The 18516-nt window shown below is 66.5% G+C and carries 12 protein-coding genes; 4 read left to right on the top strand and 8 right to left on the bottom strand.

Annotated elements, in window-relative coordinates:
* The first annotated feature begins 16 nt into the window (after positions 1 to 16).
* On the top strand, positions 17 to 2839 hold the full coding sequence (locus tag Vqi01_RS12860; RefSeq protein ID WP_204034990.1) for an SNF2-related protein: 2823 nt from the start codon (positions 17 to 19) through the stop codon (positions 2837 to 2839).
* The gene (locus Vqi01_RS12865; protein WP_204034991.1) at positions 2836 to 7752 is read left to right on the top strand and encodes an Eco57I restriction-modification methylase domain-containing protein; all 4917 of its coding nucleotides are present in this window, start codon (positions 2836 to 2838) and stop codon (positions 7750 to 7752) included. Before Vqi01_RS12860 ends, Vqi01_RS12865 begins: the two co-directional genes overlap by 4 nt.
* A gap of 620 nt (positions 7753 to 8372) precedes the next feature.
* On the opposite strand, the gene Vqi01_RS12870 is transcribed toward Vqi01_RS12865, so the two are convergent.
* From Vqi01_RS12870 to Vqi01_RS12905, 8 genes are all read right to left on the bottom strand, one after another.
* Positions 8373 to 9830, bottom strand: coding sequence for a restriction system modified-DNA reader domain-containing protein (locus tag Vqi01_RS12870; RefSeq protein WP_204034992.1), 1458 nt, complete (start codon positions 9828 to 9830; stop codon positions 8373 to 8375).
* A 296-nt stretch (positions 9831 to 10126) separates the two neighbouring features.
* Positions 10127 to 10315 (bottom strand): DUF397 domain-containing protein, encoded by a 189-nt coding sequence (locus tag Vqi01_RS12875; protein WP_204034993.1) that lies wholly within the window; start codon positions 10313 to 10315, stop codon positions 10127 to 10129.
* Positions 10308 to 11189 carry a helix-turn-helix domain-containing protein gene (locus Vqi01_RS12880; RefSeq protein WP_204034994.1) on the bottom strand — a complete coding sequence of 294 codons (882 nt, stop codon included), beginning with the start codon at positions 11187 to 11189 and terminating at the stop codon, positions 10308 to 10310. The genes Vqi01_RS12875 and Vqi01_RS12880 overlap by 8 nt, the downstream gene beginning before the upstream one ends.
* Before the next feature lie 360 nt (positions 11190 to 11549).
* The gene (locus Vqi01_RS30705; RefSeq protein ID WP_239098364.1) at positions 11550 to 12089 is read right to left on the bottom strand and encodes a hypothetical protein; all 540 of its coding nucleotides are present in this window, start codon (positions 12087 to 12089) and stop codon (positions 11550 to 11552) included.
* The gene (locus tag Vqi01_RS12890; RefSeq protein ID WP_204034995.1) at positions 12086 to 13750 is read right to left on the bottom strand and encodes an alpha/beta hydrolase; all 1665 of its coding nucleotides are present in this window, start codon (positions 13748 to 13750) and stop codon (positions 12086 to 12088) included. The genes Vqi01_RS30705 and Vqi01_RS12890 overlap by 4 nt, the downstream gene beginning before the upstream one ends.
* A 7-nt stretch (positions 13751 to 13757) precedes the next feature.
* The gene (locus tag Vqi01_RS12895; RefSeq protein WP_204034996.1) at positions 13758 to 14060 is read right to left on the bottom strand and encodes a WXG100 family type VII secretion target; all 303 of its coding nucleotides are present in this window, start codon (positions 14058 to 14060) and stop codon (positions 13758 to 13760) included.
* 107 nt (positions 14061 to 14167) lie between these two features.
* Complete coding sequence (locus Vqi01_RS12900; protein WP_204034997.1) at positions 14168 to 15646, bottom strand: exonuclease domain-containing protein; 1479 nt, start codon at positions 15644 to 15646, stop codon at positions 14168 to 14170.
* 454 nt (positions 15647 to 16100) lie between these two features.
* Positions 16101 to 16445 carry a winged helix-turn-helix transcriptional regulator gene (locus Vqi01_RS12905; RefSeq protein WP_204034998.1) on the bottom strand — a complete coding sequence of 115 codons (345 nt, stop codon included), beginning with the start codon at positions 16443 to 16445 and terminating at the stop codon, positions 16101 to 16103.
* An 88-nt stretch (positions 16446 to 16533) separates the two neighbouring features.
* On the opposite strand from Vqi01_RS12905, the gene Vqi01_RS12910 reads away from it, so the two are divergent.
* Positions 16534 to 17424 (top strand): pirin family protein, encoded by an 891-nt coding sequence (locus tag Vqi01_RS12910; RefSeq protein ID WP_204034999.1) that lies wholly within the window; start codon positions 16534 to 16536, stop codon positions 17422 to 17424.
* A 22-nt stretch (positions 17425 to 17446) separates the two neighbouring features.
* Positions 17447 to 18385, top strand: coding sequence for an NmrA family NAD(P)-binding protein (locus Vqi01_RS12915; RefSeq protein WP_204035000.1), 939 nt, complete (start codon positions 17447 to 17449; stop codon positions 18383 to 18385).
* The last annotated feature ends 131 nt before the right edge of the window (positions 18386 to 18516 follow it).

An 18516-nucleotide genomic window follows, 5' to 3' on the forward strand; every position in this document is an offset into this window, starting at 1 on the left:
GAAGGCCGCACCACCGATGACCACCCCCCAGGACGCGACCTTCGCGCCCGGCTCCCGCATCGTCGTCCGCGATGAGGAATGGCTGGTACGCAGCGTCAAGACCGGCACCGCCGACGGCACCATGATCAAGGCGGTGGGTGTCTCCGAGTTCGTTCAGGACGTCGAGGCGACCTTCTTCACCCAACTCGACAAAGACATCCAGGCGATGCGGCCGGAGGAGACTCAACTCGTCCGGGACACTTCCTCCCGCTTCCGGCAGAGCCGACTCTTCCTGGAGGCGGTGCTGCGGCGTACACCCCTGCCCCGCACCGAGCGCGGCCTGGCGCTGACCGACCGGTTCCTGCTCGACCCGCTGACCTACCAGCAGCGCCCGGTCGAGCTGGCGCTGGCCGGTCTGCGCCCACGGATCCTGCTCGCCGACGTGGTCGGCCTGGGCAAGACCCTGGAGATCGGGCTGATCCTGGCCGAACTGATCCGTCGGGGCCGGGGCGACCGCATCCTCGTGGTCTCGCCGCAGCAGGTGCTCGAACAGTTCCAGCGGGAGCTGTGGACCCGGTTCGCCATCCCGCTGGTCCGCCTCGACTCCACCGGCATCCAGCGCATCCAGCAGGAAATCCCGGCCGGGCGTAACCCGTTCACCCACTTCAAGCGGGCCATCATCTCCGTCGACACGCTCAAGGACGCCGGCCAGTTCGGCCACCACCTCGAGGCCACCACCTGGGACGCGGTGGTCATCGACGAGTCGCACAACCTGATCAACAAGGGCACCCAGCGCAACGAGCTGGCCCGCCGGCTGGCCGCGAAAACCGACGCGCTGCTGCTGGCCAGCGCCACCCCGCACAACGGCGACAAGGAGTCCTTCGCCCAACTCATCTCGCTGCTCGACCCGGCCGCCATCGCCAACCCGAAGGACTACCAGGCCAGCGACATCGCCCACCTCTACCTGCGGCGTACGAAGATCAGCCCGGAGGTACGCGACCAGATCGGCGACCGCTGGGCCGACCGTGGCCCGTCGCAGGCCATCCACTGCCCGGCCGGCCCGATCGAGGAGCAGATCTTCGACGAGCTGACCGACGTGTGGCTGGCCGGCAAGTGGAGCGACGAGGCGGTCACCGGTCAGCACCGGCTCTTCCCGTACACCCTGTTGAAGTCTTTTCTCTCCTCACACCGCGCGCTGCACGAGACGGTGACGAACCGGAGCAGGAAGGCCACCGGCGGAGAGCGCGCGGCGCTGGACCGGCTCGCGGAGCTGACCTCGGCGATGACCGACCAGGATTCCAGCAAGCTGCGCCACCTGGTCGAGGAGCTGAGGCGGATCGGGGTCGGTCGGGGCAGCGACACCCGGGCGGTGGTCTTCTCCGAGCGGGTGCCGACCGTCACGTGGCTCGCCGAGACCGTCCCCGGCCTGCTCGGGCTCAAGCCGGACGCCGTGCGGGTGCTGCACGGCGGCGTGGCCGACTCCGACGAGCAGAAGATCCTCCAGGAGTTCGAGCTGGCCGGCAGCGGGGTGCGGCTGCTCTTCACCGGCGACGTGGCCTCCGAGGGCGTCAACCTGCACCAGCAGTGCCACCACCTGATCCACTACGACATCCCGTGGAGCCTGATCCGCATCGAGCAGCGCAACGGCCGCATCGACCGCTACGGGCAGCGCCACCAGCCGCAGTTCCGGGCGCTGATCCTCACCTCCGCCCGCGAGGACGCCAAGGACGACCGCACGGTCTCCCAGGTGCTTCTGCGGCGCGAGGAAACAGCGCACCGCACCCTCGGCAGCGTGGAGGCCGCGACCGGCCTCTACGACGCGAAGGCCGAGGAGGACCGCCTTGTCCGTGACCTGCTGCACGGCAGGACCGTCGACCAGTCGTACGCGGACGTGCACGCCGAGATCGACGTGATGGCCGACCTCTTCGGCGATGTCGGCAGCGCGCCGGTTGTCGAAGAGGTGCCGCAGGCCCGGGTGCCGAAGCTCTTCGACTCGACTCGGGACTTCGTCGACGCCGCCCTGCACGAGATCTACGATGACCGGCCCGAGGACCGCATCGACCTGCGCCGCGAGGACGAACTGCTGACCTTCCTCGCCCCCGACGACCTGGTGCACCGGCTCACCGACCTGCCCCGCTCCTACCTGCGCGCCCACCGCGAGGGCGACGACCTGCGGCTGAAGGTGACCTTCGACCGCCCGCTCGCCCAACGCAAGCTCGACCAGGCGCGCCAGAGCAGGACCCCGATGTGGCCGGAGATCGCCTTCCTCAGCGACGTGCACCCGATGGTCGACTGGCTGGTCGACAAGGTGCTGATCCGGCTGGGCCGCCAGCAGGCCCCGGTGCTCACCGCCGAGGTGACCAGCCCGACCTTCCTGATCCAGGGCGTCTACGCCAACCGGCTCGGCCAGCCCACGGTGGTGCAGTGGATGGCCGTCTCCGGTCTGCCCGCCGAGCCCACCATCGCGCCGATGGACGAGGTGCTGCGGGCGGCCGGCGTCGGCCCCGACATGGTCAACCGGGCCGAGGCCATCGACACCGCCGCGCTGAGCGAGCTGCTGGCGCGGGCGGTGGCCGCCGCCCGTGACCACCTGGAAGGCAAGCGCGCCGAGTTCGACGCCGCCAACGCCGAGCCGCTGCGCCGCCACCGCGAACGGTTGGCCGCCTTCCAGCAGGCCAGCCTGGTCGACGAGCTGCCCGGCGCGCACCGCGAGCGACGCCGCCAGCGCGTCGACGCCACCGTCGCCGAGCAGCACGACCTGCTCGACCGTCTGGAAACCGACGGCGAACCGCTGCTCCGCGTCCTCGCCGTCCTCGTCCCCTCCCCGGAATCCGCCCCTGAGCACGGAGTGCCAGCATGAGTTTCGAGTCGCTGACCAACCGTGGCGAGTACCTTTCCGCGCACTACCTCGCCGAGATCCTGCCCACCACCCTCAAGAGCAGCGACCTGGTCAAGGGCTGGATCAAAACCGAGAAGTCCGGCGGGCAGACCCCCCGCACCGGCCTGCGGAGCCTGCGCCGGCCCTACTTCGACGCGAAGACCGAGCTGGCCGACGAGGAGTTCTTCGACCCGGAGCGGCTCCGCAAGCTGCACCACGAGTTGCTGAAGGCCCTCGGCTTCGAGCCGGCCCCGCAGACCATCACCGTCGAACGCGCCGGCCACGAACAGCAGATCATCGTCGCGCACGCCGAGCTGGGCACCGCACACGGCATCGTCGCGTTGGACTGCGGCTGGGCCGTCGACACCGAGGCCGCCCAGGACCCGGACGGCGCCGGCCGGCTGCTCGACCCGGTGACCCTGCCCGGCAACGAGACCGTCGCCACCGGGGCGAAGCTCGCCTCCTGGCTCTTCGCCGCCGAGCAACCACCCCGCTACGTGCTGATCCTCAGCGGGGGAGTGGTCACCCTCGCCGACCGGGCCGCCTGGGGTGAGGGCCGCTACCTGGCCGTCAGCCTGGACACCGCGTACGCCCGAAACGACGACCGGGAGTACGACGTTGTCGCCGCCCTCTTCGGTGCCGACTCGCTGCGACCGCCCGCCGAGGGCGGCACCGAACCCCTCGCCGACCTGGTCGCCGGCTCCCGCCAGCACGCCGTCGGCGTTTCCAGCGAACTCCGCGAGGGCCTGAAGGTCTCCGTCGAACTCATCGCCAACGAGGTGCTGGACCGCATCCGGCAGGCTGGCTACCAGCCGCAGCAGGTGATGGTGCTGGACGAGCTGGCCAAGGAACTCGGCCGGGAGGCGCTGCGTTACCTCTACCGGATCCTCTTCCTGCTCTACGCCGAGGCCCGCCCCGAGTTGGGCGTGCTGCCGGTCAACGACCCGCAGTACGTCGAGGGCTACAGCCTGGCCCGCATCGGCGACCTGGTCTCCCGCCGCCTGCCGGCCTCCGCCGAGGACGGCACCCACCTGTACGAGTCGCTGAACCTGCTGTTCCGCATGGTCAACGAGGGCCACCGCCCGCGCGGCGGCGCCGAGGTCGCGGAAAAGGCCAGCGAAGGGGAGGGCCTGCGCTTCGAACCCATGAGGTCGGACCTGTTCCTGCCGGAGAAGACCCGACTCATCGGCCGGCTGATCCCGGTCCCCGGCAGCGACGAGGACGACCCCGACGGCCCGAAGATCGACACCCGGCTGCGCAACAAGGTCCTCTACGAGGTGCTGCGCCGGCTGATGCTCACCAGGGGCGGCAAGCGGCGGCGCGGCGGCTTCATCTCGTACGCCCAGCTCGGCATCAACCAGCTCGGCGCGGTCTACGAGGGCCTGATGTCGTACACCGGTTTCGTCGCCACCGAGCAGCTCTACGAGGTCGCCAAGAACGGCGACCCGAAGGATGGCTCGTGGATGATCCCCGCCTCCAAGGCCGACGAGTACGACGACAACGTCTTCGTCTACCGCGAGAACGCCTACACGGGCGTGCGCAGCCGGGTCAGCTACGACCCCGGCCAGTTCGTCTACCGGCTCGCCGGCCGGGACCGGCAGACCAGCGCCTCCTACTACACGCCGCAGTCCCTGACCGAGGTCACCGTCCAGCTCGCCCTGAAGTACCGCCTCGACCAGGACGACACGGTCACGCCGGCCCGCGAGCTGCTGGACTGGACGATCTGCGAGCCGGCGCTCGGCTCCGGCGCGTTCCTCAACGAGGCCATCAACCAGGTCGCCGCCGAATACCTGCGCCGCCGCCAGAAGGAACTGGCGGTCACCCTCGACCCGGAGCAGTACCACCTCGAACTCCAGCGGGTGAAGGCGTACATCGCGCTGCACAACTGCTACGGCGTCGACCTCAACCGCACCGCCGTCGAGCTGGCCGAGGTCTCCCTCTGGCTCAACGTCATGCACGCCGGCCTCCAGGCCCCCTGGTTCGGCCTGCACCTGCAACGTGGCAACTCCCTCATCGGCTGCGGACGCAAGACCTACGAGGCGAAGCAACTCGCCGACAAATCCTGGCTCACCACCGCCCCGGCCGAGAAACCCTTCCGCGACGGCCCGATCGACGCTGGCACCATCCACCACTTCCTGCTCCCCGCCGACGGCTGGGGCGCGGTAGCGGGGGAGAAAGAGGCCCGCGAACTGGCCCCGGTCGAAACCGCAAAACTCAAAGCCTGGCGTACGGCGATGAAGCGCACCCCGTCCACCAAGGGCAAAAATTCCCAGGTCAAACGCTTGCAGGCGCTGGGCGGCCGGGTCGAGTTCCTGTGGGGGCTGGTGCAGCAGCGCCTCGCCATCTCCGAGCGGGAGATCCGCCGCGACATCACCGTCTGGGGCGCTGACGACCTGCCCGAGGTGCGTGAGGCGGTGGCCCGCGAGGACATCCTCGCCGACCTGACCGCGCCCGGCACCCCGTACTGGCGACTCAAGACCCTGATGGACGTCTGGTGCGCGCTATGGTTCTGGCCGCTGGACAAGGTCGGCCTCCTCGACGGCTCCGACCCCGCCTACCCGGCCACGCCCGTCGAGGTCGCGCACGTCAAAGACATCCCCGCGTACGAGGAACCGGCCGTCTACGAGGTCGCCGACCTCTATGGCAACGTGCAACCGCAGCAGACGAAGCTGCCGACCAAGGCGACCGGCACCCGGCGCACGACCGTGGCTGAACAGCTCCGCCAGCAGGTCCCCCTGACCAACCTGGACGACTGGCTGACCTTCGCGGAGGCCCTCATCGGCCGCACCGACGCCGACGCGGCCACCGAGGCGTTCTACGGCCGTAGACTCACCAGCCTCGACGAGATGAGCGACTTCGAGCAAAAGCTCGACGGCGTCATCGGCGTCGACTCCCCCTGGACGTTGTCCGACCGCTTCCCCTGGTTCCTCACCGCGGAACACATCGCCGACCAACAGGGCTTCTTCCACTGGGAGTTGGCCTTCGCCCAGGCGTTCGCGAAGGGCGGCTTCGACGTTCAAGTCGGCAACCCACCCTGGGTGCGTCCCGACTGGAAAGAGGACGAGGTGCTTGCCGAGCATGATCCCTGGTTCCGCCTAGTTGAACGGGTGCCTGTAGAGACTTGGCGAGTGCGAAAGAAGGACCTTTTACGGTCCTTCGCAGTCAAGCCTAGTTTTCTTGCAGAGATGGTCTCGAACGCCGGAACGGTGGAAGCGCTCTCTCACCCGACGGCATATCCGTTACTAACTGGCACGCGACCAAATCTTTACCGGGCAATGATGTGCCGAGTATGGACCCATCTCGGGGTGTACGGAACTGCAGGTTTAGTGCATCCAGACACTCACTTTGGCGGCGCCAAGGAAGCATTGCTTCGCGGTGCATCCTACCGGCATCTACGGGTTCATGCGGGCTTCGTAAACGGTGCCAACTGGGCCTTCGCTGACGCGAACAGAAACATCGAGTTCGGTGTGCATGTCTATGGTTCGCCGGGAGCGATCAACTTTAGCCACCTCAGCCGACTCTATGCTGCCTCTCCATTGGCCGAGTCGCTGGAACATCCGGGAGACGGGCCGTTGCCGAGCCAGCGGTACCGTGGATCGTGGGACAACCGACCGCACCGGGCTCGAGTCGTGCAGGTCGACCAGGCGACCTTGACTACATGGCAGCGGTTACGCGGCAATCAGGATGAGAACTCGTCCTCGAGCGCACCCCTTCTGCAACCCATCACTGTTGCGGAGGAGCGGGCAATTACAGCGCTGGCGTCGGTCAAGCGCCGCCTCTCAATAGACAATCCGCATATCAGCCGGGGCTACGACGAGGCCAATGCCAAGAGGGACGGATTGATTCGATGGATTCAGGCGCAGCCAGATTGCTTGGCTGACGTCGTTGTCCAAGGTCCGCACTTCGGGATAGCCACACCTTTTGCTAAACAGCCCCGTGTTCCCTATCGCAACAATCACGACTGGGATTCAGTGGACCTCACTACGTTGCCTGAAGATTTTGTGCCTGCAACAAATTATTTGCCGAGCCCAGAAGAGTCGGCAAGTCGATCGGGCCACGATCTTTGGAATGGTCGCCGCTACACCGAGTACTATCGTCTAGCTTGGCGTAGAATGATTGCTTTCAACATGGAGCGATCGCTTTTTTCGGCTTTGATCCCTCCGGGTCCCACGCATGTGCATGCCGTACAAAGTCTCGCCCTAAGCGACGATAAGGCGACGACGCTGACGGCCGGATTCTTCGCAGCGTTGCCGCTGGACTATTTGCTCCGTATCACCGCCCGATCCGATCTGCAGCAAGGTGAAGTCAAAGCGATGCCATCACCTTGCACGGATCATCCCCTTGCGTCTAGCCTCTTGCTGCGAACACTTCGACTGAACTGCCTCACGGAGGCGTATGTCCAGCTGTGGGAAGAGTTGTTCGACCATCGATGGCTCTCCGAGCAGTGGGTTGTTGATTCGGCACGGATGAATCAAATTGGAGACGTCAAGCCGACGTGGACATACGACACCCCACTTCGGACGGAGCGGGAGCGGCGAACCGCGTTAGTAGAAATCGATGCCTTGGTAGCGGTGTGGCTAGGGGTGGGCATCGAAGAGCTAATGGCTATGCTTCGGTCTCGTTACTTCACATTGACTGAGCGGGAGGACCAGATGTGGTTCGACGCTCATGGACGAAAGATTGCCGCCGATTCTTACACGTACGGATACGGGCAGACCAAGGAGCACTGGACCGCTTTCCAGGCTTATCTGGAAGATCCGGAGCGGAACCCAACTCCTGAGGGGTACATCGGACCGTTCTACAAGGCTGATCGGGAGAACGAGTATCGGCAGGCGCATGCCGTGTTCAGCAAGCGGCTTCAGGATGCGATAGAGGCGGGTTGGCGGCCGTCGTAGTTTCTTCGCGGCCTACCATGTAAGAACTGCGTCAGGTCCGGCTCGACGTGTAGGCTTGAGCCAGCTTACCGCGACAGGTTGCCTCGGAGGGTCTTGGGACTGGCGGCGAATCTGGGCGAAATGTCTTCCAGACCGGCAACGTAGCCGAGATCCGCCGACTCCTCAACGCCTCCTCGCCGCACCGCTACCTCGCCGTGGCGATCAGGGCCATGCGGGTGTCCGGCATATCTGTGGCGCCATTCAAGAACTGGCGGAGAGAGTCGGCGGTGTCGATCGAGGCACCCCGCAAGGGCGAGGGGTGCACTCTCGCCGAGACCTACTACGCCGCCCTGCTCGATGCTGCGCACAAGTACCTCATAAGCGCCGATCGCGCTGATCTGGGACGACCTCAACACCCACGTCAGCGCCACCATGCGTGAACTCGTCGCGAACCGCGACTGGCTCCACGTGATCAGCGACCCTGCCTACGCCCCCGACCGAAGGCGTCTGGTCACACGGCTCAATCGCATCCCGACCTCCCGACTAGCTTCCTCACCACACCGGCCTGGCCCTCGACCCAGAACCCCCATAATCCTGACCATTCAGCCTCTGCAGTAGGAATGGCGGAGTATTCTGATGGTTCAGAAAAGGGGCGTTGATTCGGTAGAGACTGAGGAGCGCCTGCCGTAAGTGCGGACGGTTTTTAGGAAGTTGTTGAGCTTTTTTACCTCGACAGGTTCGATCGTGTCGGCATTAAAATGCATAACTCTGTTGCGGATCTTTCGGACCTCGTCGAGGTGGGTGACAACTGATTCTCTGTGAAGCTTCCAGCCGAGCCGCTTCCAACAATCAAGGTCGTCAAAAACGGCGCGATACTGCGCGAACGTCATCGAGTCAAATCCCTGAAAGGAAAGCCTTGCCCCTCTACATGCTTCCCGCACGGCCTCCTCGTCAAAGAGGCTCTGTATGAGCTGACGCAGCTCCTGGTCGATTTCTCCAATCAGGAAAAATGGCGTCGCGGTAGCATCATATGTTGCCACGACATCAGTTGCGGTGATGATGCCAACAATGGTGCGGGTGTGATCGCGAACGAAGATGAACTCCTCGCGCTGAAGAGTAGCCAAAACGTCTAGGAGGCGGGTGTCGTAACTAAACACCTTCGCTGCGCGATCGATTGCATCGCTAAAAATGGCCCCGGTATCGGCGTTCTTAGCTTCCGCGATGGATTTCCAGGAGATCGCTCCATGAAGCGTGCGTGGGTCAGCAAGGACGGCAAGTTGAGAGTAATCATTCATATGCATGATGGTGATTGCCTCTTCAAATGTAGCCGAAGGCGGCACCCATTGGAGAACGTGGTCGGGGCGCAAGAGTTGACCCAGCGTAAGGCCAATATCGCCGGCTTCCTGGTCCACCTCGGCTCCTAACTCCTCAGGCTCATCCCTGACTGCGGAGGTGGATGCCGTCTCAGATTTGGCTTCAGTGAGGGGAACGATCTGAATGACTCGATCGAGGTTGACCGCCCGGAAGTCGGGCACGGTCGTCAGGTCGTGGTTTGCGAGGTCAGCGTCGATCTCGGCGTTCCCTGCGCGATCTCGTTCGTCCAAGCCCCAAATCCTGAGCAGCTCCCGTACCGAAAGCTCCTTGGGAACGCCTATTTTGGCGCTATCGCTGGCCCCATGGAGAAAAATTTCCCTCTCCACTGCAGCCGCAATTCCCTCGATATCAAGATCCGGGATGGTATCTTTTTCGTTTGCCGCTTCCTTGGCAACTGAATCTAACAGCCGTCGCCGAAGCTGATGCAAGGTGGGGCCGTTCGATCCGACGCGCCAAATGGACCAGCCTGGTGCGGCGCGGAGCTCGCCAGCAGCTGCAGCAGCGGCCGACGGACTATCGAACTCACGCCCGTCAACTAAGCGGAGTTGCGCTCTGTCGGTTACCACCGCCTTGTGCGGCTCTTGGCCGCGATACTGCTGAAAATATAACGTCTGTCCCTGAGTCAGCAGCTTGGCTTCGAGGAGGTCGGAGATGCGTACGCGCCGCCCATTCAGCAAGAACAGAAGTTTGCGGCGGTTCCGGGACGGATTATCTGTCGACGACATGCCGCTGCCCCCCAGGTGCCGCAGAGATTGATTTCGCTAGCAGAGGCGACGCGATCGCCCCGCGCAGCGCAGCGCAAATCTACAGGACGAGATGCTCTCTCGCCAGACCACCTGCGTCTGCCGCTCGGGTGCCATGGTTGGAACACCACGACCAAGCTGGCCGACTTCAAGGGTGGCAAACCCCTGGTTCGATCGGGGCGTAAAGCCGAGGCCAAAAACTCCACCCGCTCGCGCTGGTGGGAGCGCGCCACGCGGTGTGCCGAGCGCGCTCTAGTCACCGCCACACGTGCCAGAGCTCAGAGCTTGGTTGTCCGGACGAATGTGGCCCAAGCTCTGGGGGAGAAGGTGAGGGTGGGGCCGGCAGGGTCCTTGCTGTCGCGGACGGCGACGAGGCTGGGAAGGTTGTCGGCGACCTCGACGCAGTCGCCGCCGTTGTCGCCGCTGCGGGTGCTCTTGCGCCACTTGGCGCCGGTCAGCTTAGTCATGGTGGACCTCTCTGGCGATCTTGTTGATCAGTTGCCTCGATTGTTGCTCATCGAGGGCCAGGGACGTGAGGCTCGCCCACACTTCTTCGTAGATCGCGATTTCGTCCTTGCGGTCGAGGTAGAGCGCTCCGGTGAGCGACTCGCTGTAGACGACGGATGGTTCGGGCTCGACTCGGTTACGGAGCGGGAAGTCCAGCATCACGAACGCCCCGGCCACAGCGCCAAAGTGGAGACCGGCGCTGAGAGGAAGCACCCGGATCACCACATGAGGAAGCCGGTCCAGGTCGAGCAGGTGACGTAGCTGCCCGGCCATGGTGGCCGGATCGCCAACCACACGGATCAGGGCAGCCTCGGAGAGGACTGCCTCGAACTTCGGGGCAGGAGGCAGGCGGCGTTCCAGGAGAGTCTGACGTCGTAACCGCACCTCTACCAGCCGGTCACGTTCGTCGGCCGACATGCGCGAGCGATGCTGGTAGACCGCCATCGCGTACTCCCGCGTCTGGAACAGACCGGGGATCAGTGCCTCGTCGTAGCGTCGGATCGATGACGCGGCGGATTCGAGGCCGACGTACATCTCGAACCAGTCGGGGATGGCGTCGCCGTAGGAGTGCCACCAGCCCTTGGCTTTGGTTTCGTTGGCCAGGGCGACGAGGGCGGCGGTCAGGTCGGGGGTGGCGGCGTACAGCTCGCACATGGCCTTGACGTCGGCGGCGCGGGTCGCGCCGAGGCCGCTCTCGATGCGCCACATCTTCTGTCGGCTGCACTGCATGGCCTCGGCCGCGCCGTCGAGGGTCATGCGTGCTTCGGTGCGCAGGTCGCGTAGTGCTCGCCCGAGCTGTCGCCTGGGGACTGTCGATCCCATGTCTTCGGCCATCGGCCACCCCTCTCGTGTTGCATTTTGTTACATCCGGACGCCATTGGTGAAACGTCGAACGGTTGCCTGGAAATTGATTGCTCTCTGCACCGTCCGCGCAAGAGATATTGTGCCTCTGACCATACAAGACACCCCTGACAGCAGTCATCACCGCGCAATTCCCATCCGCGGCTGTGGGGGTGTCGGAAGCGCGGGCCGATGAGCGGTGAGCGGAGGCGGCTCGCCTTTTTCTGCGTACTCTCATCTGCTGGCCGCAGCGCCGACATGCCGGCAGGGACGCCCCCACATCGAGGGGTGCCGGCCGCTGCTGCGGGTGGTGCTTGACGTCCTCGCCGTGGACGGGGCGTGCGGTGTCGCCGGCTACGGGTTGGCGGGGTCTTCGCCCTCGGTGGGCAGGTAGCAGCCGGTGGCGACGATCAGGGCGATGCGGTCTCGGCTGGCGTTGGTGGCGAGGCTGATCGTGACCGAGGTGGCGGCCTCCCGCATGGAGACCACGCCGCCGTCGCCCTCGGTGAAGGTACGGTCTTCGGTGATCTCGTGGCCCTGCTCCCGCCAGGCGTCGCGGACGCGCTGCAACGTGGTGATCTGGTCGTCGGGTGCGACCGGCAGTCGGGCGAAGCCGGTCAGGGTCCAGCGTCCGTCGTCGGCGATCTCGCCGCCTCGGCCCTCACAGGGCGCGGTGTTGGTCCGCCAGTTCTCCAACGCCACCCCGGCAGCGGCGGAGACCGCCTGGGCATGCGCTTCGGCCAGGCTCCGCACCTCGGCGACAGCTTTGGTCTGCAACGGATCGTCCTTTCCCGGTACGGCGCTGTCACCACCGCGCGTGCACGCGGCGCCGAGCAGCGCGACAACGGCCAGGACCGCGGTGGGCCGCCAGAGCCGGCGGAGGGTACGGGTCATGGCCGCTGACCATGATCGAGTACGGCGGCTTCGTAGTTGCCGGCGATGATGGCTCCCTGAGATAGCAGGGCCTGGCTGCCCCTGGTCCAGTATCCGCTGTGCCCGGACGTGTCGACGTGCAGGACGTTCCCGCCGAACTCGGGCAGATGCGGGCCAGGTCCGTGAATGCCCACCGCGCCCGCGGCGGCCCAACCGCCGACCAAAGGTACTCCGGTCAGCCAGCGGGCGTTCTCCTCGGGCCGGGCCACGAAAGTGTCATCCGCCGCGGCGGCGGCCCACACATGTCGAGGATCGACACCCAGATCCTGGGCCCGGTCGACGCGCATCCCCGGACTGCCGACCGCGATCATGTCGTCGGCGGCCAGACCGTCGCCGGTGCCGGCCGCCTCCCCGAGGACGGTGGAGCCGTAGCTGTGCGCCACGACGGTCAGGTGCGACGTCCCGCTGTCGTGGGCGGCACGCAGACCGTCGACGAAACCGTCCAGGGCGCGGGCGCCAGCCTCGGACTTGCCGCCGAACGGGGCGGTGACGACGTCCGTTCCGATCGACGGGGTGTCGTAACCGAGCCACGCCACGGCCGCGACCTCGCTGCCGGTGGGCGCCAGGTCCATCGCCGCGTCCTGCAGATCGTTCGCGCGACCGAGCAGACCACGAATGCCAGCCAGTTCCGTACCGACGCCCGGAACGAGCACGGCCGTGTGGTCAGCCGTGTCGGGGTTGCCGATCGCCACGGCCGCTTTCCCGTCTCCCACCGGGTCGATCGACAGCAGGTACAGCCGCTTGTGCGGTGGCGCGTGCTCCGCGGCTTCGAGCTTGTCCAGCAGCATCAGCGCCGTCGTGTACTGCGCGCTCTGCCCGCTGCTGTGCACGTTGACGTTGTCGCCGATGAAGGTCCGCAAGGCCAGTTGGTTCGCCGCGTCCCGGTCGGCGGCGGGAAGACCGTCGAGAGCGCCGATCCGCTGCGGGTACGCGGTCAGGTAAACCTGCCGTTCGTCGTCGGACAACCTGCCCCACCACGCGTTGACCTCCACCGGGCTGCTGCCCGGGGCGGGGATGTCGCCGTCGTCCAGCCCGAGGGCCGCGGCGGCGGCCAGGGCGCCCTGCTGGGCGTTGTTGTACTCCCAGGGCCGCTGCCCAGGAAAAGCCGCCGTCAACTGGGTCAACGCCCGAGCGACCCGGTTGTCGGTCTCGGTGGCCTCGGCGACGATCCGCGCGATGAGGTCCGTGTAGATGGCGGCGTTCTGTTGATCCCTGTCGTGCAGCAGGGCGGCGTCCGGATCGTTCCTGGCCGCCGGCGGCATCGGCCGAGGAGACACCCGTCCGTGGTCGTCGACGGTGAGACCCACACCGCGGGCAGCGTCCACCGCGGCAGCCAGCCGCCGCTGCACATCGGCGAAGTCGTCGGCGGCGGCCCGCAACACACTCGCGGCGGTGCGGGTCTGCAGGCTCGCCACCTCGAACTCGTCGTCGAGCACATCGAGCCGACCCATCGCCGCGTTCGCCGCCGGCCCGGCCCAGCCCGAGGCACGCAACGGCCCGGTCAGCTCGGCACCACACCGCTGTTCCAGATCCGCGCAGGCCCGCGCCAGCTCCGTCCAGGCATGAGCGGCGTACCGCAGTGGAGCGACGTGCGCGTCCCGCAGATCCGCGTACGTGACCATCGGACCCTCACCGGCCGCGAATGTCGAACCGGGCGGCGGACGTGTTGTCGCTGTAGCGGTAATCCCTCGCGCATTCGTCGAACGCCTCGCTCAGCGTCGACAGGTATCCCACGAGCTTTCGCAGATCGTCCTGCCAGGAGACCGCCACCTGCTCCAACGCCGCCCGGGTGCGCCACCCCGGCAGGCCCGCAACCGCCGCCAACGTTTCGCCATCGACATCCGTGGCGCTGCGTCGCAGCGCGTCGCGTAGCTCCACGCATGCGCCGCCTGCCTTCGCCAGCACCTCCGGCTCGACGCGCACTTCCGTCACCTGCTGGCCTCCCCCGCTCGCAAGGTGAACCTACAGTAGTCGCGCGCTCGCAAAAAGCGCCAGCGAGCTCATGCTCCTGGATCGCTCGGCGGAGTCGGTCAGGACAGTCATCGCTCGGTGTGCGCGGCGTGGTATGCGGCCACGACGTCGGCGGGAAGTCGTCCGCGCAACCCGATGGGCCAGCCCTGCTGACGTGCCCAGGATCGCACCGCTGACGGATCCACTGTGGGCAAACCGTCTGGCTGCGCCATGTTTGCAGGCGTAGCCACCTCCCGGGGTTCGACGGAGGAGGCGGACCGGGATGCCGGGGGCGGATCCGGAGGCGTGACTGGTTGGACGTAGGCGACGAGTTCAGCGAAGACCGTCGGGGTGACGATTCTGGTGCCGTACTGGCGGGCCGATCTGGCTTTGGACGTGCCGACGTCGGCGCCATCCGTGACCAGCACCGCGGTCTTGCGGGACACGGCGCCGGTCACCCGGAGGCCAGCGGCCTGTGCCCGCCCCTCCAGCCGGGCGCGCTCCAGTTCGTCGCATCCGGTGAACGCTACGCCCTGTCCGATACGCAGCGGTTCACCGTGCGGCCACGAATCAGGCAACGGACGGCACTCATTGCTCCGCGCCTCGTGCAACGCGGCCGTCGCCTCGTCGAGTACGGCCTTGACGATGCCGTCGGCAAAGCCCAGGACAGCGGCCGTGGCGAGTAGGTCGTTGCGCTCAGCCCGGGTCACCTTGCCGTCCTCGACCGCCTTGTGCGCCAGGGCGAGGAGGAAGCCACGGTGGGCGGCGTCGACCTGCTGGCGGGTCAGCACGTACGTCTTGGCCAACTCGGCCAGCGCGCTGGCCTCGTCGTCGGTCAGGATGCCGTCTTCGAGGGCCTCCGCGAGTAGTTCCACGTATGCGGTCGTGGCCTGCGGCGCTCCCTCTTCCATCACCGACGACAGCGGCAGATCGTCCAGCAGTGCGGCCAGAGTGCCGGGCACTGCCGGTGTGGCCTCGACGCGTGGCGTACGGGGAACGGTGGCGACTGCATTTCGGGGGACCGACGGCCACGCCACGTCAACGGCCTGTAGCGGCAGTTGGGTGTGCTGGTGTCGCGGCTGCCGATGTGGGTGCAGAAACGAGGCAAGCAGCGCCGCGGTCGCGCTGGCATCCCCGAGGGCCGAGTGGGCGTCATTCAGCTCGATGCCGGATGCGTAGCAGCAGTCGGGCAGCCGCCGCCGGCTCAAGTGCGGCAGGTATGACCAGCTCGCATCCAGAGTGCACAGGTACGGGCAGGCGGGCAGCTGCCAGCCGGCTCGGGCGTACTCGGCTCGGAGGAACGCCAGGTCGAAGGGGGCGTTGTGGGCGACCAGGGCGCGGCCTGCCAGCCGGCTCGTGATCTCACCCGCCACGTCGGCGAAGCTCGGTGCGTGCCTGACATCCGCGTTGGTGATGCCGTGGATACGGGTGGCGCCGACGGAGCCGCCCGGGTTGATCAGCGTGGTCCAGGTGTCGACAATCCTGCCGGACATGTCGGTGTTGACCACCGCGATCTCTACCACCCGGTCCCGGCCTGCGGACAATCCCGTGGTCTCGACATCGATCACGGCGAAGCCGATCCCGGCATACAGCTCAACTGCTCGGCTCTGCTGCCTTACTGCCTCAAGGTCCGTGGTCGGCAGTGAGGGCTGTTGCTTACGGCGACGAAATGACTCCAACAGTCCCAAGACTCGTCCTCTCGTCCGGGTCATCACGCGGGGTGGTGCGTCGTCATGCTGACCTGGTGCCGCGCAGGCATGACATCCAAGATCAGGTGATGATGTGGCGACGGTAAGCGGAATTGCTTATCCCGTCGACCGGACGGGTCGAAGACGATTGCAAAGGGACGATGCTCGCCTCCGCTCAGGCAAGCGGTCGTGCCCGGTGGGACCAGCCACTCGTCGGGCGGGCGGGCAACGCTCCACATCGGACGATAGACAACCGCCAGTCTGTTTCTCTCGAACGCTCCCCTCACGTCTGTCGTTCGGTCGGCTTTCGGTCCGTTCTGGCCCAATGGGTCCGTTACGCGTCGCTGTGCGGGAGATTCCGTTCGCTCCAGTCCGCCAGAGGTTGTAGGGCGGCGATCAGCTCTCTGCCGTCGGCGGTGAGGGCGTACGTGATCTGGACCGGGGTGCTTGGAACGACGGTGCGCGCGATGAGCCCGCGCTCCTGAAGCTGTTTGAGCCGCAGCGCCAGTTGTGGATCGGAGATGCCCGGGACGAGAGCCCGGTACTCCTTGAATCGGCGTGCCCCGCGGGCCCCAGCGAGCAGGATCGGCCCGGTCCAACGGGTGCCGATGATGGCGATGGCGCGCAGGATGTGGTGGCAACTGTCCTCGTCGACGGCCGTGCTGGGTGGCAAAGTCACTTCTAAAAGGTAAGCAACTTGGATGCTGTTTGCCAACGCCTGTCGGGAAGCGGGACGCTTTCTCCGACCGACGAGAGGCAAAGGCATCATGACCACACTTTCCGCACCGGCGGCCCGGCGGGTGAATCGGGTCGTCGACCAGGTCGACCTGGGCCCGACGCCCATGTCAGCGCGCAGCACCCTGGCCATCGCCCCCGGCAACGACGCCTGGACCGACCCGTTCCTGCTGATGGGAGAGGAACTGGTCAACCAGCCGGGGTTCGACTGGCATCCGCACCGTGGACTGGAGACCGTGACCCTGGTCCTCGACGGCGCCCTCGAGCACGGCGACTCCCTGGGCAACGCCGGAGTGCTCGGGCCGGGCGATGTGCAGTGGATGACCGCGGGCCGGGGCGTCATCCACCGCGAGGTCGCCGTCCGCGCCGAACACGCTCGCGTGATCCAACTGTGGCTCAACCTGCCGTCGCACCTGAAGTTCGTCCCCACCGGTTACCAGGACCTACGGGCCGGCAGGCAGGCCGTGCATACCGAGCCGGGTGTGCTCGTCCAGGTGATCTCCGGCGAGACCGGGGCCGCACGCGGCCCGGCGGTCAACCAGTGGCCCATCCTCGGTGCGGTGATCACCCTCGATCCGCGCACCGAGTACCGGCAGGTCATCGACGGCGCCGAGCGCGCCTTCGCGTACGTGATCGTGGGGCGGCTGACGATCGGGGGACGCTCGGTGGGCACCGGACAGACCGCCTGGTCCGATCCCGTATCCGGTCAGGGCGACGCGACCACACTGACGCTGACCACCGGCGACGGGGACGAGCGGACCACCGTGTTGCTGTTCGCGGGCCGGCCGATCGGTGAGTCCGTCGTCGCCAGCGGCCCGTTCGTCATGAACACCCGGGCCGAGATCGAACAGGCCTACCGCGACTTCCACTCCGGAAAGTTCGGCAGCATCCCTCGCCATACGCGCCTGCCTGCGGGCAACTGAAGAAACCTGAGGAGTTACGACGATGACGACTGTCCTGGTAGCAGGTGCGACCGGAAGTCTCGGGAGCCTGATCGTGAAGAACCTGCTGGAACGAGGCGCCGATGTCCGGGCCCTGGTCCGTGGGCCCTCGAAGGACAAACTGCCGACCCATCCCCGCCTGACGCCGTACGTCGGCGACCTGACCGACGGCGCCGCCGCGCTCCAGCCGCTCGTCGACGGCGTGGAGGTCGTGGTGTCCGCGGTACAGGGCGGTCCGGAGATCATCATCGACGGGCAGCGGGAACTGCTGCGGGCGGCGGAGCGCGCAGGTGTGCATCGGATGATCCCATCGGACTTCTCGATCAACCTCCACGGTTACGGGTACGGCATCAACGTGCTGTCCGACCTGCGCCGCAGGTTCGCCGACGAGTTCGATTCATCGACTGTCGCGCGTACGTCGGTGTCGATCGGCGCGTTCCCGGAGTACTTCCTCGCCGACGTCCACGAGATCCTCGACCCGGTGGCGGGCACCTTCTCGATATGGGGCGACGGCACCCGCCCGATCGACATCACCACGATCCCGGACACCGCCGCGTACACGGCCGCGATCGCGCTCGACCCCAAGACCGCGGGCCGCGAGGTGCATGTGGTCGGTCAGCAGCTTTCCATGCTGGAACTTCGCAACGAGGTCGAGGCAGCGTCCGGACGCCGGTGGAAATTGGTGCGCAAGGGCACCCTGCGGGACCTACGCGCGGAGATCGCCCGCCGCCAGTTCACGGCGTCCAGCATGTTCGAGTACCTGGCCCTGCAATACCAGATCGCCATGTTCGACGGGACGGCCTCGCTGCGGGACGTCCGCAACGCGGATTATCCGGACGTGCTGCCGACCTCGGTCACCGCCTACCTTGCCGGCTCAGGCGCGGCACACTTCGCGGTGCCGGAAGAGAACTGGCGGCAGGATGAGTGGCCCACCGCGGTCTGAGCGGCTGTCGATGCCCTGAGCGAGCGTGGTTCTCGGATCGCTCAGGGCAGAAGGCTGCGCCCATCTGACGCAGGCTGTCCCGACCACTGGGCTGGCATCCGGAGCTGCGAAGGGGTGTCGCGTATCTGACC

This window comes from Micromonospora qiuiae, from assembly GCF_016863555.1.
GTDB classification, from domain to species: domain Bacteria; phylum Actinomycetota; class Actinomycetes; order Mycobacteriales; family Micromonosporaceae; genus Micromonospora; species Micromonospora qiuiae.

Bases quoted from the DNA above. Each gene is read 5' to 3' on its own strand.
- Vqi01_RS12860 (WP_204034990.1), top strand. From the start codon at position 17: ATGACCACCCCCCAGGACGCGACCTTCGCGCCCGGCTCCCGCATCGTC.
- Vqi01_RS12875 (WP_204034993.1), bottom strand. From the start codon at position 10,315: ATGACTAAGCTGACCGGCGCCAAGTGGCGCAAGAGCACCCGCAGCGGC.
- Vqi01_RS12890 (WP_204034995.1), bottom strand. From the start codon at position 13,750: ATGGTCACGTACGCGGATCTGCGGGACGCGCACGTCGCTCCACTGCGG.
- Vqi01_RS12915 (WP_204035000.1), top strand. From the start codon at position 17,447: ATGACGACTGTCCTGGTAGCAGGTGCGACCGGAAGTCTCGGGAGCCTG.
- Vqi01_RS30705 (WP_239098364.1), bottom strand. From the start codon at position 12,089: ATGACCCGTACCCTCCGCCGGCTCTGGCGGCCCACCGCGGTCCTGGCC.
- Vqi01_RS12865 (WP_204034991.1), top strand. From the start codon at position 2,836: ATGAGTTTCGAGTCGCTGACCAACCGTGGCGAGTACCTTTCCGCGCAC.
- Vqi01_RS12910 (WP_204034999.1), top strand. From the start codon at position 16,534: ATGACCACACTTTCCGCACCGGCGGCCCGGCGGGTGAATCGGGTCGTC.
- Vqi01_RS12870 (WP_204034992.1), bottom strand. From the start codon at position 9,830: ATGTCGTCGACAGATAATCCGTCCCGGAACCGCCGCAAACTTCTGTTC.
- Vqi01_RS12880 (WP_204034994.1), bottom strand. From the start codon at position 11,189: ATGGCCGAAGACATGGGATCGACAGTCCCCAGGCGACAGCTCGGGCGA.